This is a genomic window from Streptomyces sp. NPDC107517 (assembly GCF_055582645.1).
Genome location: NZ_JBVJPM010000005.1, coordinates 310,511 through 334,564, shown reverse-complemented (window position 1 = coordinate 334,564; position 24,054 = coordinate 310,511). Strand labels below are relative to the sequence as shown.

16 protein-coding genes are annotated in these 24,054 nt (G+C 73.6%); 3 read left to right on the top strand and 13 right to left on the bottom strand.

Features of this window, described 5'->3' with window-relative positions; all coding sequences use genetic code 11:
* Window positions 1-6 precede the first annotated feature (6 nt).
* From ACZ67T_RS14980 to ACZ67T_RS14970, 3 genes are all read right to left on the bottom strand, one after another.
* Window positions 7-504 (bottom strand): GNAT family N-acetyltransferase, encoded by a 498-nt coding sequence (locus tag ACZ67T_RS14980; RefSeq protein WP_469984197.1) that lies wholly within the window; start codon window positions 502-504, stop codon window positions 7-9.
* Window positions 505-541: 37 nt separating this feature from the next.
* Window positions 542-1,066 carry an RNA polymerase sigma factor gene (locus tag ACZ67T_RS14975; protein WP_469984195.1) on the bottom strand — a complete coding sequence of 175 codons (525 nt, stop codon included), beginning with the start codon at window positions 1,064-1,066 and terminating at the stop codon, window positions 542-544.
* 102 nt (window positions 1,067-1,168) lie between these two features.
* Window positions 1,169-2,350 (bottom strand): glycerophosphodiester phosphodiesterase, encoded by a 1,182-nt coding sequence (locus ACZ67T_RS14970; protein ID WP_469984194.1) that lies wholly within the window; start codon window positions 2,348-2,350, stop codon window positions 1,169-1,171.
* A gap of 184 nt (window positions 2,351-2,534) precedes the next feature.
* On the opposite strand from ACZ67T_RS14970, the gene ACZ67T_RS14965 reads away from it, so the two are divergent.
* The gene (locus ACZ67T_RS14965) at window positions 2,535-3,308 is read left to right on the top strand and encodes a lysophospholipid acyltransferase family protein (RefSeq protein ID WP_383092988.1); all 774 of its coding nucleotides are present in this window, start codon (window positions 2,535-2,537) and stop codon (window positions 3,306-3,308) included.
* Between the two features lie 133 nt (window positions 3,309-3,441).
* Here ACZ67T_RS14965 and ACZ67T_RS14960 read toward each other — a convergent pair whose 3' ends face one another.
* From ACZ67T_RS14960 to argH, 8 genes are all read right to left on the bottom strand, one after another.
* On the bottom strand, window positions 3,442-4,992 hold the full coding sequence (locus ACZ67T_RS14960) for an MFS transporter (protein ID WP_469984193.1): 1,551 nt from the start codon (window positions 4,990-4,992) through the stop codon (window positions 3,442-3,444).
* The gene (locus ACZ67T_RS14955; protein WP_469984191.1) at window positions 4,989-5,540 is read right to left on the bottom strand and encodes a TetR/AcrR family transcriptional regulator; all 552 of its coding nucleotides are present in this window, start codon (window positions 5,538-5,540) and stop codon (window positions 4,989-4,991) included. Before ACZ67T_RS14955 ends, ACZ67T_RS14960 begins: the two co-directional genes overlap by 4 nt.
* Before the next feature lie 156 nt (window positions 5,541-5,696).
* A complete protein-coding gene (locus tag ACZ67T_RS14950) occupies window positions 5,697-7,433 on the bottom strand; it encodes a hypothetical protein (RefSeq protein ID WP_469984190.1) in 1,737 nt (578 codons plus the stop codon).
* Between the two features lie 77 nt (window positions 7,434-7,510).
* Window positions 7,511-11,197 (bottom strand): vWA domain-containing protein, encoded by a 3,687-nt coding sequence (locus ACZ67T_RS14945; RefSeq protein WP_469984189.1) that lies wholly within the window; start codon window positions 11,195-11,197, stop codon window positions 7,511-7,513.
* Between the two features lie 5 nt (window positions 11,198-11,202).
* On the bottom strand, window positions 11,203-12,387 hold the full coding sequence (locus ACZ67T_RS14940; RefSeq protein ID WP_469984187.1) for an ATP-binding protein: 1,185 nt from the start codon (window positions 12,385-12,387) through the stop codon (window positions 11,203-11,205).
* Between the two features lie 228 nt (window positions 12,388-12,615).
* Window positions 12,616-17,676: a hypothetical protein gene (locus ACZ67T_RS14935; RefSeq protein ID WP_469984421.1), complete on the bottom strand. Its 5,061-nt coding sequence runs from the start codon at window positions 17,674-17,676 to the stop codon at window positions 12,616-12,618.
* Between the two features lie 89 nt (window positions 17,677-17,765).
* Window positions 17,766-18,623, bottom strand: a complete 858-nt coding sequence (locus ACZ67T_RS14930; protein ID WP_469984186.1) for a DUF4132 domain-containing protein — start codon at window positions 18,621-18,623, stop codon at window positions 17,766-17,768.
* 187 nt (window positions 18,624-18,810) lie between these two features.
* Window positions 18,811-20,238 (bottom strand): argininosuccinate lyase, encoded by a 1,428-nt coding sequence (argH, locus tag ACZ67T_RS14925; RefSeq protein ID WP_469984184.1) that lies wholly within the window; start codon window positions 20,236-20,238, stop codon window positions 18,811-18,813.
* A 253-nt stretch (window positions 20,239-20,491) separates the two neighbouring features.
* Between argH and ACZ67T_RS14920 the strand changes: the two genes are divergently transcribed.
* Window positions 20,492-21,079: a pyridoxamine 5'-phosphate oxidase family protein gene (locus ACZ67T_RS14920; RefSeq protein ID WP_469984182.1), complete on the top strand. Its 588-nt coding sequence runs from the start codon at window positions 20,492-20,494 to the stop codon at window positions 21,077-21,079.
* Window positions 21,080-21,082: 3 nt separating this feature from the next.
* Window positions 21,083-21,793, top strand: a complete 711-nt coding sequence (locus tag ACZ67T_RS14915; RefSeq protein ID WP_469984181.1) for a L,D-transpeptidase family protein — start codon at window positions 21,083-21,085, stop codon at window positions 21,791-21,793.
* Here the strand turns inward: ACZ67T_RS14915 and ACZ67T_RS14910 are convergent.
* Window positions 21,787-23,256, bottom strand: a complete 1,470-nt coding sequence (locus tag ACZ67T_RS14910) for a sensor histidine kinase (protein WP_469984179.1) — start codon at window positions 23,254-23,256, stop codon at window positions 21,787-21,789. The two genes, ACZ67T_RS14915 and ACZ67T_RS14910, sit on opposite strands and share 7 nt — an antisense overlap.
* On the bottom strand, window positions 23,253-23,981 hold the full coding sequence (locus ACZ67T_RS14905) for a response regulator transcription factor (protein WP_469984177.1): 729 nt from the start codon (window positions 23,979-23,981) through the stop codon (window positions 23,253-23,255). The genes ACZ67T_RS14910 and ACZ67T_RS14905 overlap by 4 nt, the downstream gene beginning before the upstream one ends.
* Between the last annotated feature and the right edge of the window lie 73 nt (window positions 23,982-24,054).

Genomic DNA, 24,054 nt, shown 5'->3' with positions numbered 1-24,054 from the left:
CAGCGACTAGGCGACGAAGGCGTCTGCTTCCGCCTCCTTGGCGAGCGTCACCACGGTGAGCCGCTCGTCGACGCGCTTCGTGGACACGGCCGCGTAGCCGTGCTTCCGGTAGAGCCGCAGGTTGTGCTCGCTGCGGTGGCCGGTGAACAGCTGGAAGCGCTTGGCGGCGCCGTCGACGCCGAGCTTCGCCTCGACGGCGTCGAGGAGCCGCCCGCCCAGGCCGTGGCGCTGCATGCGCGGGTGCACGACGAGCTTGCCTATCCGGGCCGTGCCGTCCGCGTCCACGGCGCCCCGCACCGCGGCCACGACCTCCTCCCCGAGCCGGGCCACCAGGACGGTGCCGCCCTCGAGTTCGGCCCTGACCGAGGCGAGCGGTTCCGTCAGCGGTTCGATGGAGTAGTCGCCGTAGAGCTCGGCCTCGCTCTGGTAGCACAGGTACTGAAGTTTGAGGATCTTCTCGGCGTCCTGCTCGGTCGCCGCAGAGATGATCACGCTCATGCCCATGTGTGCATGCCTCCCGCTCACCTGCTCCGCCGGTTGTCTATCGCTCCTTTCCCCAGGGTTCAGGAGCCGCAACCTCTGCTGCCAGCATTCTGCGCAGGCATCCCAGACATCTGGAACGTTCCGGACCGAGGCTGCCCTGTGAGATACCCAACTCCCCTGCGATCTCGCGGTAGGTGAGGTCCTGTGGTGACAGGAGAGCGGCCACGACACGGGGGCAGCGCCCGGGCAGTCTGGCCACGGCGGCGTGCAGCGCGCGGTGACGGTCGCCGGCCAGCGCCCGCTGTTCCGGGCCGTGTTCGAAGTCGTCGTCGTCGGCGGGCTCCGTGACGTACGGGATCTCGCGCAGGGCGGCGTGGCGGGTGCGGCGCGCCTCGGATCTGACGGCGGCGGTGAGCCAGGCCGCCGGATCGGCGGGCGGGCCGTCGGTGTCGATGCGCTCCAGCAGGCGCAGCCAGACGGCCTGTTCGAGGTCGCCGGGTTCGCCCGCGCCGTCGCCGGTCTCCGCCGAGACCTCGGCGGCGATGAGCGGGCGCAGGGCGTCGATGACCAGGTCGTACGTCATGCCGGGCGGGACGCGGCCGCCCGGGCGTGCGGTTGCCTGGGCGGCCGCGCGTCACCCCGACCGGGGCCGGGGTGCGCGGTGTTGACGGCGCGCTGAGGGAGGTCAGGCCTTCAGGAAGTCCTCGCGGGCGAGGAGCGCCGTGTCGCAGTTGTCCGAGAAGATGCCGTCGATGCCGGTGGCCAGATATGCCTTGAAGGCGCCGAACGCGTCGCCGTAGGCGTTCGGGTCGGTGCCCTTCTTGAAGTCGGCGGGCAGGAAGGTGTTCTCGTTGCGCATCGTGTACGGGTGCAGGATCAGGCCCGCGGCGTGCGCGTCGTTGACGAGCGTGGTGGGCGCGAGGAGCTTGCCGTCCTTGTCCTTGGGGATGACGAGGTCGAGCGTGGGGCCGATGCCCTGGGCGTACGAGGCGATCTCATCGAGGCCCTCGGGGGTGATGAGGTCGGCGACGGTGCGCGGGTCACCGGCGTCGACGAAGTCCCAGGGGCGGGAGTTCGCGGTCGACAGGAGCACGACGAGCGGGTTGTCGACCAGCTTGTTCAGCCGCTGGATGCTGGTCGGCTCGAACGACTGGAGGAAGACGGGCGAATTCTTCCTGTTCACGCCGTACTTGCGCAGGAGCGTGGCGACGCGCTCCTCAAGGCCGAGGCCGAGCTTGCGGAAGTAGGTGGGGTGCTTGGTCTCGACGTGGATCCACACCTCCTTGCCGCGCTCGCGGCTCTGCCGCTCCCGCCACTTGAGGACCTCTTCGAAGGTGGGGATGTCCCAGCGGCCGTCGTAGAGGGTGTTGCGCTGGCGGTTGGCCGGGATGCGCTCCTTGGCGCGCAGGGTCTTCAGCTCGGCGAGCGTGAAGTCCTCGGTGAACCAGCCGGTGGTGGCGACCCCGTCCAGGCTCTTGGTGGTCTTGCGGCCGGCGAACTCGGGGTGCGCGGAGACGTCGGTCGTACCGCCGATTTCCGGCTCGTGACGGCATACGAGGTGACCGTCCTTGGTGGGCACGAGGTCCCCCGCCTCGATGACGTGCGCGCCCATGTCCAGGGCCAGCTGGTACGAGCCGAAGGTGTGCTCCGGGCGGTAGCCGCTCGTACCGCGGTGGGCGATGACGGTGGGCACAGGCAGGCTCTTGTAGCCATCACCGCCGTGATGTCCGCCACTGCCGCGCTCGTCGGCGCTCGCCACGCCGGGCGCGCCCAGGACGGCTCCGCCCGCGCCGAGCACCGCCGCACCCAGTACCGAACGGCGGCCGAGCTGCGACCCCCGGGACTCCTGTGACTTCCGCATCCCCATTGAGCACTCCTCCCACATCGCTGCCTTGCACCTGTCAAAGCGCACCGATCGTAGGTGTGCGGGAGTGTCCGGTGGGAGACCTCGGGCCGAACGGAAGGGTGATGCGGGGTGACTCCTGCGTGCCGCGTGAGGGCCAACGGAGCGTAAATAATGGTCAACACTGCGTATCGAGCGCGTGAACCCGATGTGCAACGGGCCGGGGGCCGCGAGTATCGTCCTCACCTGCACAGACTTCAGCTCGTCCAGCCACGGCTTAGGCCGCCACCCCTTGACACCGGAGGGCCCGTTGTCCCGTTTCGCGTTCATCAAGGCAGTGCTCTCACCGATCATGCGCCTGATGTTCCGCCCCCGGGTGGAGGGCGCCGAGAACATCCCGGGCACCGGTCCTGTCATCCTCGCGGGCAACCACCTGACCTTCATCGACTCGATCGTGCTGCCGATCGTGTGTGACCGTCAGGTCCTGTTCATCGGCAAGGACGAGTACGTCACCGGCAAGGGCCTCAAGGGCCGTGTCATGGCGTGGTTCTTCACCGGCGTCGGCATGATCCCGGTCGACCGCGACGGCGCCAACGGCGGTGTCGCGGCGCTCATGACCGGCCGCCGCGTCCTGGAGGAGGGCCAGGTCTTCGGCATCTACCCCGAGGGCACCCGCTCCCCCGACGGCCGGCTCTACCGCGGCCGCACCGGCATCGCCCGGCTGACCTTGATGACGGGCGCCCCCGTCGTCCCGTTCGCGATGATCGGCACGGACAAGCTGCAGCCGGGCGGCAGCGGCCTCCCCCGGCCCGGCCGCGTCACGGTCCGCTTCGGCGAACCGATGGAGTTCTCGCGCTACGACGGCATGGGCCGCGACCGCTACGTGCTGCGCGCCGTGACGGACTCGGTGATGGCGGAGGTCATGCGCCTGTCCGGCCAGGAGTACGTGGACATGTACGCGACCAAGGCGAAGGCCGCCTGAGCCGGTAGCACTTGAGCGTCACGAAGGGCCGCACCCGGTGGGTGCGGCCCTTCGTCATGCGTATGGCCCTGGGGACGCCCGCTGAAAGTGCGTCATCCGTACGGCCGCGTCGTCATCCGTGCGGACGCGTCCGTCACGGGTGTTCGACGCCGTCCTCCAGCTTCTGGCCGCGCAGCAGGAACCACGCCGCCACCGCCGTCGCGAGGAGCACCGCCGCGCCGACGCCCGCGGCGGCCCGCAGCCCGTCGACGAAGGCGCCCTGCGCCGCCGTGAGCAGTTCGCTCGCGGTGTGCGCGGGCAGCGCCGAGACGGACTCGACCGCGCCGCCCAGGGATTCGTGGGCGGCCGACGCCACCTCGGGCGGGGTGCCGGCCGGGGCCGTGAAGTCCCGGTAGACGCCCGTGACGATGGAGCCGAGCAGGGCGATGCCCAGGGCCGCGCCCAGTTCGTACGCCGTCTCGGAGACCGCCGAGGCCGCGCCCGCCTGCTCCTTCGGCACGTTGGAGAGGATCACGTCGGCCGTGACGGTGAACGAGAACCCCGCGCCGACGCCGACGATCAGGAGCACCGATCCGAGCAGCGGATAGCCGGTCGACTGGCTGAGCCCAGTCAGCCCGGCCAGGGCGAGGCCCACCGCGGCGAGGCCGCCCGCGACGACGGAGCGCACGGAGAACCGGCGCGCGACCCTGCCGGCGACCAGTCCGGCCGCCACCGCCCCGACGGCGGCGGGCAGTTCGGCGAGACCGGCCTCGAACGGGCCGCGCCCCTGGACCAGTTGCAGGAACTGGGAGAGGAAGAACACCAGGCCCGAAAGCCCGAGGATGGTGAGCAGATCGGCGAGGACGGCGGCCGAGAATCCGCGGTGGCGGAACAGGCGCATGTCGAGGAGCGGTGCGGGCAGCGTGAGCTGGCGGCGGACGAACCATGTCAGAGCGGCCAGTCCGAGCACGCCGGACGCCGGCACCTCCCAGCCGAGGCCGTGCGAGGCGGCCTGCTTGACCGCGTAGACGACACCGATCATGCCGACGAGGGACAGGACGACGCTGATCAGGTCCCACGGCCCGCCGGCCGGGTTCTTCGACTCGGGCAGCAGCTTGATGCCGACGAGGACGAGAACCGCCATCACGGGCAGGTTGATCAGGAAGACCGAGCCCCACCAGAAGTGCTCGAGCAGGAAACCGCCGACGACGGGGCCCACGGCCGCGCCCGCCGAGGCCGCCGCGCCCCAGATGCCGACGGCGAGGGAACGCTCGCGCGGGTCGGTGAAGATGTTGCGGATCAGGGCGAGGGTCGAGGGCATCAGGGTGGCGCCCGCGACGCCGAGCAGGGCCCGGGCCAGGATCATCATCTCGGGGGTCGTCGCGTACGCGTTGAGCACCGAGACGGCACCGAACGCGACAGCGCCCGTGAGCAGCAGCTTCTTACGGCCGATGCGGTCACCGAGGCTGCCCATGGAGACCAGGAGTCCCGCGATCACGAACGAGTAGACGTCGCCGATCCACAGGAGCTGCGTGCCGGTCGGCTCCAGGTCCTCGCTGATGTACGGCGTCGCGAGACCGAGCACCGTCGCGTCGACCGCGACCAGGAGCACCGCGAGCACGAGGACGGAGAGCGCGAGCCATCGTCCTCGCCCGGGCCTCGGCTCCACCTCCGCCGCGGATGTGCGCTGGTGTGTGCTGGTCATGGTTCCACTCTCCGTCTGGCGCCGCCGAGCAGAAGCTCGACGATCATGTGTTGGAAGTCCTTGGCGGCCACCCGGCCGTCCTGTACGGCCCATGCGCCCCCGCCGATCAGGCTGTAGAGCGCCTCCGTGAGCCACGCGGGTGTCAGGTCGATACGGAACTCGCCGCGCTCCTGGCCGCGCGTGAACAGTGCGGCGATGCGGGCGTCGAGCCGGGCCCAGCCCTCGTTCTGCGACTCACCCTCGAAGAGCTGGTTCTCCGTGACGAGGAAGGCGAGGAGTCCGGCGCACGGCTGGATCTCCGTCACCAGCCGGCGTACGGCGTCGTCGGCGCTGCCCTCGTCGAGCCGGGCCGCGTCGAGGGCGGCCTCGCACTCCTGGATCCCCAGTTCTTCCAGAGCCCTGACGAGTGCGTCCCGGCCCGCGAAGTGCCGGTGCAGCGTGGCGCGGCTGAGACCGGCCGCCCTGGCCACCTCGTCCATCGTGGCCGTGGCCTTGCGGGTGAGCAGGGCGGCTGCGGTGCGCAGCACCTGGTCTCGGTCGACTGACATGAGACGAGGGTAGTCCATGTGAGACATGTTTGTCTCATCAGGGGCGCGATCGTCTCATGGGTCGGTGGATATATGTCGGTGGATATATAGGGACAAGGCGCGATTTGCTCGGCGACGGAGTGGGGGTGGGGGTGGGGTGCGCGCGGGGGATGCGGGTCAGGTCTGCCAGGCGCCGCGGCACAGGGCGGCGGACGCCTCGTCGAGGTAGCGGGCCGTGGCGAGCCAGGCGCGGGCGAACGCGTCGGTGTCCGCCGAGCCGAGGCGGCCGAATCCGTCACGGCCCCGCTCGGCCGCGGATCTGCGCAGCGCGTCGAGCAGCTCGGCGGCGGTGGACAGGCCCGCGCGACGCAGGAGCGTGGTGTCGGGTGCGGTGGCGTGCGGCCCTCCGGTGGGTGCTGTGTGCGTCAGGGCGCGGCGGCCCGCGATGACCACCTGTTCCGTGCGGCGGCGCAGGATGTGGAGGGGGGCGGAGGGGGTGGGTGCGGGCGCCGACCTGGGTGATCCGGGCGGCGTCGTCGGGGTCACGTCCTGGCGCTGGAGGCGGTCCAGGCCGAGGTCGTGCCGGCCCGTGGGGAGACGGACGGCGAGGAGGGCGGCCCGGGGGTTCCCGGCGGGGACGAGACGCGCTATGGCACGGACCCTGGTCCCGGGGGCCGTGGCGAGGAGGGCGAGGTTCTCGCGGTGGGCCAGTTCGGGGTGGTCGTCGGCGGAGGTCAGCCGCACGGTGAGCCCGTCGCACTCGGCCAGGAGGCAGTCGCCGCCCGCCTCTCGGGCCACGCCGGTCAGCGTGGCGTCGAGGTACAGCAGGTCCTGTCCGGTGGCGAGGGCCCGTGCCGCCTGTTCCGCCACGGGGACGGACCACAGGGCCGCGAGCGGCTCCTCGGCCCAGTCGGCTCCCGCGGCGGCCACGGCCCGGACGCCCCGGCCCGCGCCGAGCCGCCCGTCGGCGGAGACGGTCGCGCCGGAGACCACGAGCCCGGCGCGGGCCAGGTCGCGGTGCGTGAATGCGGTGTCGCCCATTCTGACGGCTCGGTCACCGGCGGTTCTGGCCCTGCCCGGTCCTCCGGGGGCCACGTCGGGGACGGTGTAGAGGCGGCCGGCGGCGTCGGCGGTCCAGGTGACCACGCCCGCGTGGCCGGTCGCCGTGAGGACGGGCTCGGTGAACAGTCCGTAGAGCCTGAGCGAACCGCCCGGAGCGTAGGCGCGGCGCGCCGTTCCCCGGAGTGCGGCGTGCGCGTCCGGGGTGCCGGGGCGGCGCAGCCCGTGCGCGGTGGCGAGCAACTCCTCGAGGGCGGCGGCCAGTTCGGAGGTGCGGTGGTCGGGCTCGGCGGCGCGGGCCGCGCGCAGGCCGTTCACCGTGCGGATCGCGGCGGCCGCGGGGCGGGGCAGCGCCGCGAGGCGTGCCGAGTGGGCGGCCCTGAGCAGAGCGGCCTGAAGCACGGCACCGGCGCCGTCGACCCCGGCGTCCAGGACGAGAACGGCTGCCTGCCACAGGGCTTCGGCGGCGGCTGCTTGAGCGGGGGTCGTGGGCGTGGATGTGGACGTGGGGGCTTCGGTGGGCGGCTCGGTGGTAGGTGCGGGCGCCCCCACCTCGTCCGGGGCGGGCGGAGTTGGCCGGTCCGGCGCGTCGTCGGGGGCCTGCGTGGGTGCGTCGTCCGCGATCGGCGCGAGGGTCGCCGCCGCGGCCCGGTGGACGCAGGCCGGGGCGAGCAGGCAGCCGCAGCGGATCGCGCCCTCAGCCGCGACCGTGCCGCCGGGAGCGTGCAGTTCCACGAACGTCTCGTCGTCGACCGCGATACGGCAGATGCCGTCGTCGGACGTCATCGGTCGCGCGGCGAGCTTCTCCACGGCGGCGTCCAGGCGCTTGCGCAGGCGTGGCGAGAGCGCGGCCACGACGGCGGCGGTGACCTCGGGCGGTACCGGAGGAAGCTGCGGCGTCGGGTGAGACCGCGGCTGAGAGTGTGTCGACGTCAACGGATCTTCTCCCCTACCCAGCGGGCGAGTTCGAGCGGGCTGAGTGCGGCGACCGGCATGCCGGCGGCGACGAGCTGTCCCGCGATGCCGGTGGAGTAGCGGGGGCGCCCGGCGTCGTCGAGGCTCGCGCAGCCCAGTACATGGCAGCCCGCGCCGACGAGTTCGCGTACCTCGGCGAGCATTCCGCCGACGGGGTAGCCCTCCTCGAAGTCGCTGACCACGACGACGAGGGTGCGCGAGGGCGCGGTGACTAGCGTGCGGGCGTGGCGCAGCCCGGCGGCGATGTGGGTGCCGCCGCCGACACGTGCCTCCAGGAGGAGGGCCAGCGGGTCGTGGACGTGTTCGGTCAGGTCGAGGACCGTCGTCGAGAACGCCAGGAAGTGCGTGGACAACGCGGGCACGCCGGCCAGGACCGACGCAGTGAGCGCCGACCAGATGGTGGACGCCTCCATCGAGCCGGACACGTCCGTGAGGATGATCAGCCGCCAGTCCGCCGAGCGCTGGGCTCTGCCGTGGAACACGGGGCGCTCCGGGATGACGTGGATACGTCCGTCGTCGGTGCGCCGGGCCGTGGCGAGGTTGGCGCGCAGGGTGCGGGCAAGGTCGAGTCGGCCGCCGGGGCGCCGGGTCGGGCGGGCGGTCGCCGCGCCGGTCAGCGCGGGCCGCATGCGCGTGGCGAGGGCGCCGGTGAGCTCGTCGACGAGGCGCCGCACGAGGGGGCGCAGGGCGGCGAGCTTGGCCTCGGGCAGCCCGCCCGCATGCTGGAGCACGGTGCGGAGCAACTCCACGGAAGGGCGTACGGCTTCGGGGTCGAGGGCGGACACGACGTCCGTACGGCCCCGGGTGGCCGCGGCGGCGAGGACCTCCTCGCGGACGCCGGGGCCGAAGAGCGCCGTGAGTTCCTCGGCCCATTCGCGCACGCCGGGGTACGGAGCCTCTCGCCCGCCACGCCTGCCTGCGCCGCCCGGCAGATCGCCGCGCGCGCCTTCGCCACGGCCCCTCCCGTACAGCTCGTCCAGGGCGGTCGCCAACGGGGCGATGCCCTGCGGGAGTTGATTCCCTTGCCGCCCGAGCACGAGGCGCCAGCGTTCGGCGGGGGCGATGCGGGGGGCGCCGAGTGGGGAGACGGGGGCGGGAGTGGGGACAGGAGCGTTGGCGGCAGCGGACGGGGGTGCGGCGTGAGGCCGGTCGGACCCTTCCGGAGTCGTGGGCAGGAATGTGCTCGGCGTCGGGGGCAGGAGGTCGAGCGCGGCCAGTGCCTCGCGGGCGGCGAGGTCCGCCGTGGTCCACGCGGCCAGCGTCCGCGCGTCCGTGTCCGGGGGGAGGTCGGCGTCGAGGGTGCCGTCGATGCGTTCCTCGATGACGGTGAGCAGCCGGTCGCGGGCGGCCGGGCTGAGCGTGTCGAAGCCGCCGCGCAAAGCCGGGAGCCGTTCGAGAAAAGGGCTGTCGGGCAGTTCGCCGACGCGGTCGAGCAGCGGGGCGAGCGCCTCGGGAGCCGTTTCGAGGAGGGAGCCCGCGGCGGTGAGCAGGCCGGTCAGCCGGGCGGTGAGCTCCGCGCGCGTGCCGGGGTCGCCGGCCGTGTCGACCCAGGACGCCACGCGTACGCCGAGGGCGGTGGCCGGGGTGTGCCCGAGCAGGACCCGTACCGCGGCTGCGGCGCCGCGCATGAGCGGCGTCCCGCCGTCGGCCAGCCGAGCGAGCGAGTCGGCGAGCCGCATCCCGCCGAACACGTCGGCGCGCCGCGCGAGTTCGACCAGCGCTCGGGCGTCCTCCGGGTCCTCGGAGCCGGTGAGCCCATCGAGACTGCGGACGGCGGCGACGGTCAGGAGGTCGGCGCCGTCGGTCAGCGCCCGGTGCCAGGGGGTGGCGGCGGGGTTCGCGGCGGGGCCAGTTGCGGGATCCGTCGTGGCCAGACCCGCGACGTGGCCCGCGCCGAGGCGGTCCGTGAGGGCGAGGCCCGTCAGGAGTTCGGGGAGCGTGCCGATGGCGGGGAGCACGGTCGTGACCTCTGCCAGGGCCTCGGCCGCGAGCGTCGGCAGCGCGCACTCGGCCGCCTCACCGAGCGTGGCCAGCGCCTGCGCCGCGGTCGGGCCGCCCTCCGCGTGGGCGGCGCGGACGCGCGCGCGAAGCACGCCCTCCGCCACCTGCGCCGGCGTGACGCCCCGAGTGGTCGCCGTCGTGAGGACCGCCGCGGTGGCGGGTGTCCATCGCACGGTCCAGCGGGTGGTGAGCGCGTCGGCCCCGCCCGCCCCGCCGACGGATGTCTCCTGCGCGTACGGGATGCCGCACAGCACGAGGCGGCGCAGCAGCACCTCACGTCTGCGGTCCAGGTCGGAACGCAGGGGGTCGAGCCGAAGCTCCTTCTCCTGCCCACCGCTTGTCGGGCCCGGCAGTCCGAGCGAGGCCAGCTCCGTCTCGACGGCGGGCGCGAGTCCGCCGCGGGGTGCGCCGGGGGCAGCGCGGCCCGTGCGCTCTCCGACGAGGACCCGCTCCAGCGCGCGGGCGACGGCGCGCCCGCGGCCCAGTGGCTCACCCTGGGCCAGCACGCTCTGCACGGCCTCGACGAACTCGCTCCGGCCCGGCGCGGGCAGCCCGCGCAGGCCGGCGAGGTCGCCCGCGGCGCGACGGATCTCGCGGGCGTCCGCCGGTCCCGACGGGTGGCCCTCGGCGCGCAGTTCACCGGTGACGCGGACGGCACAGCGCAGGGCCGTCTCGCCGACCGCGGCCGGGTCGCCCGCCGACTCCAGGACCTGGTGCTGCCACTCGGGGTCACGGATCCCGGCCGGATATCCGGAACGGGCGTCCAACAGCGCGTACGTGTACGGGATCAGGGAGACGGTGCGGGTGGGCGCCGCCGGGGCTTCCGTGTGCGGCTTGGCGGTCACCCCGGTCTGCGACGCGGCGGGCGCCTTGTCCGACAGCCCCACGATCGGTTCTTCCTGCGCCTCGTCCCGCAGCGCCGCCGCGCTCAACGCCGGTGTGTGGAACGCTCCGATCAGCGCCGCCACCCTGCGTCCGTCGCGCGCCGCCTCGCGCAGGCGTGCCCGCATCCAGCGCTCCCTGGCGAGGTCGAGCGGGTCGACTCCCGGGCCGTCCGCCGCGTCGCGGCGCAGGGCCCAGCCGGTGAGAAGCGCCGCGCGGCGCAGGGCTTGCGGGGTGGCGCCCGGGGCGGGGGCCTCCACCAGGCGGTCCCAGAGGTCGTCGCCGTCGCGGCCGGTCAGCTGTCCCCGTACGGCGTCGTCCAGACGCGGCCTGTCTCCACCGCCCGGGCTGTGGGGGTGTCGGGCTTGTTCGGCGGGGCGGGGTACGCGTGGTTCCCTCCAGGCCCGGTCCGCGAGCGGCAGATCACAGGCCACCACCGGGACGCCGTTCCGAGCGGCCCAGCGCAGCGCCGCGAGCTCCGGTGAGAAGTCCGCGAACGGGTAGAACGCCGGCCCCGGCTCCCCCTGCCCGTCGAGCACCGCCGCGAGCGCGACCGGCGCCACCGTCTCCTCGTGCGCCAGCCACGGCAGCAACTCCTGCGTCTCGGCCGGAAGTTCGACCAGCAGGACGTCCGGGGCCGCCTCGTCGAGGAGCCGGGGGACGACGGCGGCCAGCGACGGCGCGTGGTGGCGTACGCCGATGAGGTAGGGCCCGTCGGGATCGGTGAGCGCGTCGACGGCCACGCCCGCGTCGGTGGTCATGACGGTCAGCCCTCCAGGACGGAGCGCAGGTCCCACAGGGTGCGCCAGGTCGCGGAACCCTCCTCGGCCCGGCGCCGCACCGCGCCGTCCCAGTAACCGAGCAGCCGCGCCGCGTCCGCCGGGTCGTCCTTGCGGACCACGCCGGTGAGGTGGCCCGGCAGGAGCGCGAGGGCGTCTCGGTCGCCGGGGAAGTAGGCGGCGGCGACGCCGAGCGCCGTGGCGACGGAGACGGCCTCGGCCGTGCTCATCACCGTGGACGGTCGCTCCACCTCCCAGCCCTCGGCCGAACGGCCCGAGCGCAGCTCGCGGAACGCGGTGACCAGGACGTCGAGGACCATGTCGTCGAGCCGGTAGGCGGCGCCCGCCCGCTCGACGGCGGCCTTCGACTGGCTGCGTACGAGGTCGAGTTCGGCGTCGAAGTCGCCGATGGGGCCGACCGTCTCGAAGTTGAAGCGGCGCTTGAGCGCGGCGGACATCTCGGAGACGCCCTTGTCGCGGAGGTTGGCGGTGGCGATGACGTTGAACCCGGGGGCCGCGTAGGCCTGGGCAGCGTCCGTACCGGCCAGCTCCGGGACGGCGATGCGCCGTTCGGAGAGGAGGGAGATCAGGGCGTCCTGCACCTCGGGGAGGCAACGGGTGACCTCCTCCACGCGTGCGACGGCGCCCTGGGTCATGGCGGCGAGGACGGGTGAGGGGACGAGTGCCTTGGGACTCGGGCCCTGGGCGAGCAGCAGAGCGTAGTTCCAGCCGTACTTGAGCTGGTCCTCGGTGGTGCCCGCGGTGCCCTGGACGGTGAGCGCGCTGGTGCCGCTGACGGCGGCGGCCAGCAGTTCGGACAGCATCGACTTGGCGGTGCCCGGCTCCCCGACCAGGAGCAGTCCGCGCTCGCCGGCGAGCGTGACGACGCAGCGCTCCACGAGGGCGCGCTCGCCGACGAACTTGCGCCGGACGGCGAGGCGGCGCGGCACGCCCTCGCCGGCGTCGGCACCCTCGGGCAGGCGCAGCGGTTCGCCGGAGCCCATCACGAAGGTGACGACGGCACGCGGGGTGAGCCGCCAGCCGGGCGGACGCGGCCCGGTGTCGTACGCGGCGAGGAACGCGAGCTCGTCGGAGTACAACTCCTCGGGCGGCACGATCTGCCGCGGCGCTGCAGGCGTCGTGCCCTGAACGGTGTCGGTCGTGGTACTCATCGGCGATGCTCCCGCGGCTGCGTGGTCCGGCACGGCGCGGCCGGGACGATGTCGGTCGTAGTGGTAGCGGTCATCGGGCGGCACTCCGGCAGCCACCTGCCCCGGCACCACGCACTGGGCGCGGGCGGGACGGAAACGGGCGGGACGGATCGGTGATGGTCATCGGCGGCTGCGCGACCCGACTGAGCAGGCCACGCACGACCGGGCTGATGACTCGCCCCCTCGTCGTCATCGGCGCCGCCCCTTCCGGGTCGCGCGGGTCGTGAGTTCCTCGAAGGCAGGGACGTCGCCGGCGCGCACCCGTTCCCACGCGCGGGTGAACAGTTCCGCGACGGGGAGCAACGGGACCGTCGCCGTGCTGCCCGGGATGTCGTACAACGCCTGCTTCCAGGACTCGACAGGCAGTGCGGGCGCCTTGAGTGCCAGCCAGGCGCCGGGCAGGAACAGGCCGCGGCCCGCGCGGGCGCGCTTCGCCTGCACCACCAGTGCGGTCGCGGCGAGTTCGGCGCGGGCCCGCTTCATCCGGGCGGGCTTCCAGCCGGTCCAGCGCGTGCTGTTGCGGTCCGTCGGGTCGGGCAGGGCGAGCAGTTGCAGGTAGAGGGCGGCGGCGTCCTCGCCGATGGCGTGCGCTTCGACGACCTCGGCGACCAGGCCGGGGACACTGCGCAAGGGGTCCTGCGCGTATCCCTCAAGGTCCGGCTCCGGTCCGTCCGCCCGTCCGTCCACACCCGGTACGCCCGCCGACACCGCGCGGCGCAGCCCTTCTCCCAATACCGCCCTGACCGCCCGCAATGAGGCGGCCGTGCGATGCCCGGTCAGGCCTTCGATCAGGCCGAGCGCCGGGTCGTCGGGGCCGGTGAGGGCGGCCGGGCGCAGGAGGACGGTCTCCTGCTGGTGCCAGGGGTGGAGCACGAACGCCTCGCCCACCCGCGTCAGTCCGTCCGCTCCTGCGCCGCCCGTCTCGGGCAGGCCGTGCGCCTTGCGCAGTTCGGGTGCGGTGGGGGCGCCCTTCTCGGTCCGGTCGAGGCCGAGCTGGAGCAGCAGCTCCGGGTCGGCGAGCCGGGTGCGCAGGGCGTCGAGTGCGGCGGGCAGGGCGGCGCGCAGCGGATGCCCGTACGGCAGGCCGTACGCGAGCGCGCCGAGCGCCGACACGGCGGACACCAGGTCCCGGAAGTGCGGCACCGCCGCGGCGTCATCGCCCGTCAACCGGCCGTCCGCACCGAGTCGTTGGACCGTGGTGCGGCTGAGCCACGGGGTGTGCCGGGGGTTGAGTACGCCCTCGGCGTTGGCGATGGTGGAGACCCCGTTCAGCGAGACCTCCATGTCCTCGGGGAGGCGCACCAGCGCGCCGAACCGCTTCGTCCACACCTCCCGGGCGGCCTCGACGGCCGGCCCGGTCTCCCAGAGGTCGGCGGCGGTCTCGGGGAGCAGCGCCGCGACGACATCGACACGGCCCTGCCACATGAGCGCGGCCAGGCGGTCGTGGCCCGCCTCCACCTGCGTGCGGCTGAGCCCGGAGCGGGCCCGGCACTCGGCGGTTGCGACGTCGTCGGCGAGGACGCCGGAGGGTCGGCCGGCGAGGAGAAGCTCCGCCTGGACGGGGCCGCAGCCGGGCGCCGCCGCCAGTGCGGTCGCGCCCTCCGCATGCCAGGGCGTGGCGCCGCGCTCGCGCACGAGGGCGGCGAGTGACGCGATCCGGTCGCCGCTGAGCCTGCCGGGGATCCGCTGTGCCTCACGGGTCGTGAAGTGGGCGACGGGCCCGAACTCGCCCGACGGGTCGTGGTCCAGGGCCAGCCAGTCCACGCCGTCGTCGTGGCCGCGCCTGCGGGCCGCCGCGAGGATCGCGACGGTGCGGTCGCCCAGGCGGAGGACCTGGCCGGGGCGCGGCCGGTAGGCGCCCTTCTCGCTGAGTTCGACGCTGCGCAGTTGACGGTCCGGGTCCGTGAGGGCGCCTTCGGCGACGGCGTCCAGGATGTGCAGGAGCGCGGACCTGTCGGTTTCGTCCAGGCCGGGGACGGTCGCGCGGTACGCCAGTGCGGGCAGGTGCTGGAGGACGTGCAGCCAGGTGGACGTGCAGCTCGGGATGGTGAGTTCGTCCGTGGTCCAGCCGCCGGTGAGCGTCGCGACGTCGTGTCCGCTGGGCAGCGGGGTGCCTTCGGCGGCCTTGCCCGCGATGACGTGGCCGACGGACTTGATCTGGCGGAGTGTGCTCCAGGTGTCGGCGCTCCAGTAGCCGAAGACGGTGTGGCCGAGGACGCCGCGGATCGCGCTCAGCAGGGTCCGGTCGTCGCCGTCGCCGGGCGAGAAGTCCTGGAACATCTCCTGCCTGCGCGCCGCGACGGGTCGTGCCGCCACCGTCCGGGGATCGGTGAACTCGGCCACGGACTCGCGGAGTTGGACCATGGCGAGCGTGATGGCGCCGACGCCCGTGCGCAGCGACGGGTGCCCGATCGCGGGCAGGGCCCGTTCGGTCGCCGCGAGCAGGTCGCGGTCGAACCGGTCGGACGCGGCCTTCCTCTGCTCGTCCGTGAGGGCCGTCCTGCCCTCGCCCGTGGTCTCCCTCCGATGCCGCGCCAGCGCGGCCGCCGCCTCGTCCGCCAGTGCGGCGGCGTGCTCGTCCGCGAACGCGCGCAGCGCCTTGGAGCCGGCCTCGTCGCGGGCCCGCATGGCGTGCCAGAACGATGTCGGCGGGACCAGCGGCGTGCCGGCCGCGTACTGCGCGCCCGCCCGGGACATCACGGTGTCGCCGAACGATCCGTCGGCAGGCCCGGCACCGTCCCCGTAGAGACCCAACTCGTTGCCGTCGAGGGCGAGTACGGGCGCCGCTCCACCCGGCAGGCGCAGCGCGCCGAGCGGCACGGGGGTGCGGCCGCCGGTGAAGCGGGCGGGCAGGGCGACCTCGCGGCCGTCGGGCGTGCCCGCCGTCAGCCGCTCTTCCGCGCCGTCCCGGGCGCCGTCGCCGCGGACCCAGCGGCCGAGGACCGTGCCGTCGGTGCCCAGAGGGCTGTCCTCCAGGCCCGCCTGGAGGGGCAGTACCTGGCAGTCGGCGTGCCGCAGCCGTCCTTCGTCGCGCACGGCGCCCGCGAGGAGCGGCGGCAGGGAGGCGCGGCCGGTGGCGCCGGTGGCCGGGTCGTACTCGATCCAGGTGCTTGTCGTGCTCGTGGTGCGCAGCCGCCAGTGGTTCACGCCGTCGCCGCCGACCCGGTGCTCCTTGGGCAGGGCGGTGTCGCCCGCGTGCAGGGGGCGCGCGCCGGTGCTGCGGCCACCGTCCGGCAGGGGCAGGGAGGCGTCCAGGGCGTGTGCGCGCCACTGGACGGCGGACTCGCCGCCGAGGTGGAAGACGTCGGCGGGGCGCGAGGACCAGTACGCGCGCTGCTTGCCCTCGTGCCACCAGGTGACGAGCAGTTCACCGCCGGCGAAGCGGAAGGCGGGCTGCCGCCAGCGGTCGGATTTGTCGGGGATGCGCAGGTCGTGTTCCAGGAGGATGCCGTCGGGTCCCGCGACGACGGCCTTGTCCCGGTGGGCGACGATCAGCGCCGGCCAGGCCTCCTGGACGGTGAGCCCGTCGCCGTGGCGCTGCTCGGGTACGGGCCCGAGCAGTTTCATGGCCTCTTCCAGCGCGGGCCAGCCCAGTTCGTCGACGATGCCCGCGCGCAGGGTGCGGCCCAGGTTGCCGCTGAGATCGTGGGCGCGGACGCGGGCGACGGCGTCGGGCGCGACGTCCGCCGCGACCGACCGGAAGCGCCTGAGGCGCTGGAGCGCGGCGCGGGCGCCGGGCAGGCCCGCCGCCGCGGTGAACGCCTCGGCCTGTTCGGTGAGCCACTCGGCCAGGAGCGGGCGGAGCACCGGGTGTTCCGCGACGGCGAAGGTCTTGCGACTGCCCACGCTGCGGTGGGAGTTGCCGCCGATCGCTTCCTTGAGCAGCGGCCTGAACCGCGCGTCGGCGGCCACCGCGGCGAGGTCGCGGCGGCCCGCGTCGGGCCCGCCGAACCAGTCGTCGAGGCCGATCCCGTCACCGTCCGTCCGGGACGTCGGATCCACCACGACGACGCCCGACGCGAGGCACACGTCGATGAGGTCCAGGTCGGCCCAACTGCGCCAGCCGCGCCCGCGGAACAGGTCGACCGGCCGCCCTTCGGCGCGCAGGCGGCCCGCCATGCGCTCCACCAGCTCGTACGTCATCGGGGAGCGGCGCGTCCCGCGCCAGCCGCCCTTGAGATGAGCGGACCAGCGCGACAGCCAGTCCCCCGCGTCGACGGCCGCGTCCGGGGCCGGGGCCGGGTCTGTGAGGAGCAGCTCGGCGCCGGTCTCGGCGAGCAGCTCCAGCCAGTCGCCCTCGGAGCCGTTGTCGTGACCGAACCCCGTCGGCATGAGCTCCAGGAGCCGCTTACGGACGGCAGGTTCCTGTGCCGCGAGGACCAGGAGGGTGGGCCGGTACGCCGTCCAGAACGTGCCGGGTGCGCGTACCACCGCCGGGGAGGCCAGGAGGTCGGTGAGCAGCCGGCACTCCTCCTCGACCCGGTCGAGGCCCGCGGCCTTGATGAGCTTGCGGGCGTCCTGCGGCAGGGCGGCGTACGGCGGCATCCCGGCGCCGCACCTTTCGACGACGAGCCTGCGGTACTGCTCCCAGGCCGCCTGCGGCGCCAGACGCTGTGTCAGATCCCGTACATGGTCCTTGAGCGCCTTGACGGTGAGCGCCCCGGCGAAGGCGAATTCGAGGAACACCGCGCGCTGGCGCTGCTCGTCCACGTCGAGGCTGTGGACGCGCTCGGCCTCGCGTGCCTTGCCGAAGAGGGCGGCCCCGTAAGTGGTGTTCTCGTGCCGGAGGAAGGCGCGGCCCGCCTCTTCGTAGTACGTGGGCAGGAAGTGCGGGACGGAGCGGCCGAGGCGCTCGCCGAGCTCCTCGAACCCGTCCTTGGCGGCGCCCGCGCGGGTCTTGGCCATGCGGGCGAGGCGCTCGACGTCCTTGACGAGGGCGAGGGCGTGGTGCCCGTTGTCCGGGTCGTTCACCAGGGCCCAGGCGGGGAAGCCGAGAGTTTCGCGGCGTACCTGGCCGAGCCCGTCCCGCACGCTCTCGCGCCGCAGGCCGAGGAAGTCCAGGGCGAGGTCCTCGGCGTCGCCGAGCGTGCCGGGCACGAGGCGGACGACCGTGCGTCCTTCAAGAACGGGGTGGGTGTACGCGCGGACCGTCAGGTCGTCGGCGTCCTCGCCCCGATGTGCGCCCGGGAGCAGGACGGCGCCCGCCTCCAGGAGCGCTCCCGTGTCCACCGTGCCGTCACCCGTGCTCATCGCGCCCCGCTCCCCTGCCGCCTCGCCCACCGAACCCGCTGTGCTGGTCGTGCCTGCCGTGCCCGAACCCGCGCCGCTCACCGCCGTGCTCACGCCGCCTGCTCCCCGTCCTCGAGCTCGCGGCCCGCGTAGAGGGCGGCGGCCATGCGCATGCCCTCCGACCAGGCCACCGGCCCGACTTCACCGAGGGCGACGGCCTGTCCGGCCTCGGTGGTCCAGGTGAGCGGCCCGGTCTCGGTCTCGGTGTAGCCCTCGTAGTCACCGATCCAGACCCGGGCCTCCACCGTGCGACCGGCCTCGAGCACGGGCTGGACGGCGTGGCCGCCGCGCACGCGGTAGCCGAGCGACGTGGCGCGGCCGGCGAGGAAGCGGAGCTCCTTGAAGGCGCCGCCCTCGTAGTCGTCGACGGCGTGCGCGGCCGGGTCGCGGTCGGCGCCGCGGGTCCAGATCTCGCGGAACAGCTGCTGGACGCCCTGATCGACCCCCAACTCGACGGCGAACTCGCGCAGTTCGCCGAGGTCGTCCAGGAGGACCGGGTGCGGAATGCTGATCTGCCGCGGGCGGATGCGCACGGTGTCCCCGTCGAGGTCGACGAGGCCGATGCCGCGCTCGGGGTCGGCGTCGCGCAGGAACCCGGCGACCTCGCCGTCGTCGCCGGTGACGACCAGGTCCTTCAGGGCCGCTCGCCAGGCCGGGTCGGGCCAGACCTCGGCGAGCACCGCGGCCGGTACGGGCAGGGAGCGGGTCATCCAGCGCTCGGCCCGCTCCCGGCAGTCGCGCTCGTGGCGCTCCAGCCACTCGGTGAGCTGCCGGAGCCCGATGACGGCCTGCTCGTCGGCGATCTTCGGCGGCACCGACTTCAGGAGCCGCCCCTTGCCGTTGCGGCAGACGACCTTGCCGCCGTCGTCCAGGGCGACTTCATAGTCACCCGCGCGGATCCACCCCACCACTGCCTCCCCGACAGCCGTATTTCCGTTCCCAGATGTCGACCACCGGTCGTGGGGCGCGCCGAAGGCACGCGTCACGAGCACCGGTTGTGAGCCGGTGTTGATCAACTGCCGGAAACTTTAGAGGGAGCCACTGACAACGCGGCGCGGCCCGGCCCCTGAAGGGCCGGGCCGCGCAAAAGGCAGGTCAGGACTTGGCTTCGGCCCACGCGCGCTGCACGGAGAGGTCGCCCTTCACCTCGGCGAGCTGCACCGCGACGGCCGAAGGAGCGGTGCCGCCCCGGCCGTTGCGCGAGGCGAGCGCGCCCGGCACGTCGAGGACGGTGCGCACCTCGGGCGTGAGGTGCTCGGAGATCTTGGCGAACTGCTCGTCCGTCAGCTGGTCGAGCTCGATGCCGTGCTGCTCGCACTCCTTGACGCACTCGCCGGCGACCTCGTGCGCGACGCGGAACGGTACGCCCTGCTTGACGAGCCATTCGGCGATGTCGGTGGCGAGCGAGAAGCCGGCCGGGGCGAGCTCCTCCATCCGCTCCCGGTTGACCGTGAGCGTGGCCATCATGCCGGTGAACGCGGGCAGCAGGACCTCGAGCTGGTCGCAGGAGTCGAAGACCGGCTCCTTGTCCTCCTGGAGGTCGCGGTTGTACGCGAGCGGGAGAGCCTTGAGCGTGGCCATCAGACCGGTCAGATTGCCGATCAGGCGGCCGGACTTGCCGCGGGCGAGCTCGGCGATGTCCGGGTTCTTCTTCTGCGGCATGATCGAGGAGCCGGTGGAGAAGGCGTCGTGGAGAGTGACGAAGGAGAACTCCTTCGTGTTCCAGATGATGATCTCCTCGGCGATGCGCGAGAGGTTCACGCCGATCATCGCGGTGATGAAGGCGAACTCCGCGACGAAGTCCCGCGACGCGGTGCCGTCGATGGAGTTGGCGGCCGAGCCGTGCTCGAAGCCGAGGTCCTTCGCGACGGCCTCCGGGTCGAGGCCGAGCGACGAACCGGCCAGGGCGCCGGAGCCGTACGGCGAGACCGCCGTGCGCTCGTCCCACTGCCGCAGCCGCTCGGCGTCCCGGGACAGGGACTGGACGTGCGCGAGCACGTGGTGCGCGAACAGGACCGGCTGGGCGTGCTGGAGGTGCGTACGGCCGGGCATGGCGACGTCGGCGTGCGCCTCGGCGAGGCCGACGAGCGCGTCCTGGAGGTCGGTGAGGAGGCCGCCGATGACGCGCGCGTGGTCACGCAGGTACATCCGGAAGAGCGTGGCGACCTGGTCGTTGCGGGACCGGCCGGCGCGCAGCTTGCCGCCGAGGTCGACGCCGAGGCGCTCCAGCAGGCCGCGCTCCAGCGCCGTGTGGACGTCCTCGTCGGCGATCGTCCCGACGAACGAGCCGTCCGCCACGTCCGCTTCGAGCCGGTCGAGGCCGGCGAGCATGCGGGTCAGCTCGTCCTCGGTGAGCAGGCCCGCCTTGTGCAGCACGCGCGCGTGGGCGCGGGAGCCGGCGATGTCGTACGGCGCCAGGCGCCAGTCGAAGTGGACCGAGGCGGAGAGTTTCGCCAGGGCCTCGGCGGGGCCGTCGGCGAACCGGCCGCCCCAGAGGCGGACATCGCCGGTGTTGCTGCTCACGGTTGCTCCTAGATGTGCGGTGACGCGGGGCGGGTTTTCTCTTCCCCGTCCCGCCCCTTCCCGTAACGGGTATCAGGCGAGGTCGCGCTTCGCCGCGCTCTTCGAGGACAGGGCGAAGACGTCGATGACGTCATGCATGAGTATGCATTGGACTGCATGATTCGTCAATCGGACCGCCGATCGATCCCTTCACGGACCGAGACGCGCGAAATCCTTACACAGGCGAACGATCTCGGGTCGATAATCCAGAACCATGGGAAAGACCTACGAACGCATAGACGGCAGACTGCGCACCTTCATCGAGGCGCAGCCCATGTTCTTCACCGCGACGGCCCCCCTCCGCGAGGACGGCACGGTGAACCTCTCCCCCAAGGGGCTGACCGGTTCCTTCGCCGTGCTCGACGAGCGGACCGTCGCCTATCTCGACTTCGCCGGAAGCACCGCGGAGACCATCGCGCACCTGCGCGAGAACGGCCGCATCACCCTCATGTGGTGCGCCTTCCAGGGCCCTCCGAACATCGTCCGGGTGCACGGCCACGGAGAACCCGTCTTCCGCGACGACGCGAGGTTCAAGGAGCTGCTCGAACGCTTCCCCCATATCGACCCGACCCGGCACGGCCTGCGCGCGATCATCGTCGTCACAGCCGAGCTCATCCGCGACAGCTGCGGATACGCGGTCCCCTTCATGTCGTACGACGCGGACCGCGATCTGCACGGGAAGCGCTTCGCGCGCGAGGACGACGCCTCCCTGAGCGAGTACTTCAAGAAGAAGGAACACATCGAGCACAGCATCGACGGACTTCCGGGGCTGCCGCTTCCGCTGCCCCCGACTACCGTCTGACACATGCGTTCACGATCCGTCACCAGCGCGTCCCTGGCCGCGACGGCCGCCCTGCTGATCCTGGGCGCGGCACCGCCCGGCGGGCCGGCGCCGCTGCCCGCGCGGATGGCCGACACGGGCGGCGGCTCCCAGCTCATCACCGCACAGGCCGCACGCACGGGCTCCACCACCGGCACCGTCACCTGGTGGGACCGGCGCGACGGGCGATGGGTCGCGGCGGGTTCGGCGGCGGCGCGGTTCGGCGCGAAGGGCCTCGCCGACGGCGGCTCACGCAAGCAGGGCACGTACACGACACCCACCGGCCTGTACGGGCTGCCCTACGCCTTCGGGACCGAGCCCTCGCCCACCGGCACGGCCACCGCCTACCGGCGCGTGCACCAGGACTCCTGGTGGTGCCAGGACAACGACTCGCGGTCCTACAACCGCTGGACCGAGCCACGCCCGGCCGACTGCCGCGCCGCCGAGTCCGAGCACCTCGTGTCGTACGCGACCCAGTACGCCCACGCCTTCGTCATCGCCTACAACTACGACCGGCCCGTACGTGGGCGGGGGGCGGGGATCTTCCTGCACGTGAACGGGCCCGGGGCGACCGCCGGGTGCGTGTCGGTCCCGGCGGACGCGATGCGGCGCATCCTGCGCTGGGCCGAGCCCGGCCGGCGGCCGCACATCGCGATCGGGACGGCGAGCGGCGCGACGGCGATCACGCGCTACTGAGGCGGCGCCTTCGGGAGGCGGACGGTGAACACGGTCTCGCCCGGCTCGCTGCGCAGCGTCGCGGTGCCGCCGTGTGCCTCGGCGACCGCCGTGACGATCGCGAGGCCGAGTCCGGTACCGCCGCCCGCCCCGGACGGTCTGGGCCGGTCTCCGTGGGTGAAGCGTTCGAAGATCCCGTCGCGGATCTCCTCCGGGACGCCGGGGCCGTCGTCCCGTACCGACAGCGACACCCCGAGCTCGTCGGCCTCGATGCGGGCGGTGACCCGGGTGCCGGGCGGGGTGTGCAGACGGGCGTTGGCCAGGAGATTGGCGACGGCCTGGTGGAGGCGGTGCGCGTCGCCCGTGACGGTGACCGGTTCCTCCGGAAGCTCCATGGTCCAGCGGTGCTCCGGGCCCGCCGCCCTGGCGTCGGTGACCGCGTCGAGGACGAGGCGCGTGAGGTCGACCGGCTCGCGTTCCAGGGGCCGGCCCGCGTCCAGGCGGGCGAGCAGGAGCAGGTCCTCGACCACCTCGCCCATCCGTCCGGACTCCGCGGCGATGCGCTCCAGCGCGCGGCGGACCTCGGCGGGTACGGGGCCCCGGTGCAGAAGGGCGAGTTCCGCGTGGCCGCGGATGGAGGCGACGGGGGTGCGCAGCTCGTGGCTGGCGTCGGCCGAGAAACTGCGCAGGCGTTCCTCGGAGGCGTGCCGGCGGGTGAGCGCGTCCTCGACGTGGCCGAGCATCCGGTTGAAGGCCGACGCCACCTGGCCGACCTCGCTGCGCGGGTCGGACTCGGGGGCGCGCGGCGGCAGGACCACCGCGCCGCTCGCGAGCGACAGTTCGCTGACGCGGGTGGCGGTGGCGGCGACCCGGCTCAGCGGGCGCAGGGACCAGCGCACCCAGAGGGCGCCGGCGACGCCGGTGGCGGCGAGCGCGATCCCGAAGACGCCCGCCGCGACGAGTTCGAGGCGGTGCACGGTGGCTTCCAGGGGCTCCAGCGGCAGGCCCGTGACGAGGACGTCGCCGTCCCTCCCCTCGAAGGCCTCGACCCGGTAGCGGTCCAGGGACGACAGCCGCACGGTGTGGCCGCACCCGTCGACGGGCAGGCGGGCGAGGGTCCGGCGGTCCGCGTCGGACAGGCGCACGCCCAGGTCGGCCGGGTCGGAGCCCGCCCGGACGACGGCGGCGCTGGTGACGGCGCCGCCGACGAGCCGGACGCCCAGGGTGCCGGTGGACTGGCGGCGGGTGTCGGCGTGCTCGTCGCCGTCGTGGTCGTCGCGCGCCCGGCCGCTGTGTTCGAGGCTGGCGGGCAGGGCGCTGCCGGCCTCGTGGAGCTGCTGGTCGAGCCGCCCGGTGAGGAAGCCGCGCAGCTCGACGACCGCGGCCACACCGACGGCCGCGCAGCTGACGGCGAGCAGCAGGACGAGCCCGGTGGTGAGCCGGGCGCGCAGGGTGTGCGGGACGCGCGGGTGCGGCCGCTTCATCGAGCGGCCGGCTTCAGGACGTACCCGGCGCCGCGCACCGTGTGGATCATGGGTTCGCGGCCGGCGTCGATCTTCTTGCGGAGGTAGGAGACGTAGAGCTCGACGACATGGGCCTGGCCGCCGAAGTCGTAGGACCAGACACGGTCGAGGAGCTGGGTCTTGCTCAGGACGCGGCGGGGGTTGCGCATCAGGCACCGCAGGAGCTCGAACTCGGTCGGAGACAGGTCGATGCCCGTGCCGCCGCGCGTGACCTCGCGGGCGTCCTCGTCCATCACCAGGTCACCGACGGTGAGCTGAGCGCTCGCGGCGAGTTCCCTGGTCATGCCGGCACGGCGCAGCAGGCCGCGCAGCCGGGCCACCAGTTCCTCCAGGCTGAACGGCTTGGTCACGTAGTCGTCGCCGCCCGCGGTGATGCCGGTGACCCGGTCCTCGACGGTGTCGCGGGCCGTGAGGAAGAGCACACAGACGTGTGGCTGCGCTGCGCGCAGTTCGCGCAGGACGGACAGGCCGTCGCGGTCCGGCAGCATGATGTCGAGGACGACGGCGTCGGGCCGGAAGTCGAGTCCTTCGCGCACGGCGTCACGGCCGGTCCCGGCGGTGCGGACGTCCCAGCCCTCGTAGCGCAGGACCCCGGTGACGACCTCGGCGATGTCGGGCTCGTCGTCGACGACGAGGACGCGCACGGGGGTGCCGTCGGGGCGGGTGAGTGCGGGGCGTTCGTTCATCTCGTCCGAAGAGTCTCTCGGATTGCTGTGAGTTCGCTCTGAGGTACGCACGGGGCCGCCCGTTCAGAGCCCG

Bases quoted from the DNA above. Each gene is read 5' to 3' on its own strand.
- ACZ67T_RS14945 (WP_469984189.1), bottom strand. From the start codon at position 11,197: ATGACCACCGACGCGGGCGTGGCCGTCGACGCGCTCACCGATCCCGAC.
- ACZ67T_RS14915 (WP_469984181.1), top strand. From the start codon at position 21,083: ATGCGTTCACGATCCGTCACCAGCGCGTCCCTGGCCGCGACGGCCGCC.
- ACZ67T_RS14975 (WP_469984195.1), bottom strand. From the start codon at position 1,066: ATGACGTACGACCTGGTCATCGACGCCCTGCGCCCGCTCATCGCCGCC.
- ACZ67T_RS14920 (WP_469984182.1), top strand. From the start codon at position 20,492: ATGGGAAAGACCTACGAACGCATAGACGGCAGACTGCGCACCTTCATC.
- ACZ67T_RS14940 (WP_469984187.1), bottom strand. From the start codon at position 12,387: ATGAGTACCACGACCGACACCGTTCAGGGCACGACGCCTGCAGCGCCG.
- ACZ67T_RS14980 (WP_469984197.1), bottom strand. From the start codon at position 504: ATGGGCATGAGCGTGATCATCTCTGCGGCGACCGAGCAGGACGCCGAG.
- ACZ67T_RS14955 (WP_469984191.1), bottom strand. From the start codon at position 5,540: ATGTCAGTCGACCGAGACCAGGTGCTGCGCACCGCAGCCGCCCTGCTC.
- ACZ67T_RS14905 (WP_469984177.1), bottom strand. From the start codon at position 23,981: ATGAACGAACGCCCCGCACTCACCCGCCCCGACGGCACCCCCGTGCGC.
- ACZ67T_RS14965 (WP_383092988.1), top strand. From the start codon at position 2,535: ATGTGCAACGGGCCGGGGGCCGCGAGTATCGTCCTCACCTGCACAGAC.
- ACZ67T_RS14970 (WP_469984194.1), bottom strand. From the start codon at position 2,350: ATGGGGATGCGGAAGTCACAGGAGTCCCGGGGGTCGCAGCTCGGCCGC.
- ACZ67T_RS14960 (WP_469984193.1), bottom strand. From the start codon at position 4,992: ATGACCAGCACACACCAGCGCACATCCGCGGCGGAGGTGGAGCCGAGG.
- ACZ67T_RS14910 (WP_469984179.1), bottom strand. From the start codon at position 23,256: ATGAAGCGGCCGCACCCGCGCGTCCCGCACACCCTGCGCGCCCGGCTC.
- ACZ67T_RS14935 (WP_469984421.1), bottom strand. From the start codon at position 17,676: ATGAGCACGGGTGACGGCACGGTGGACACGGGAGCGCTCCTGGAGGCG.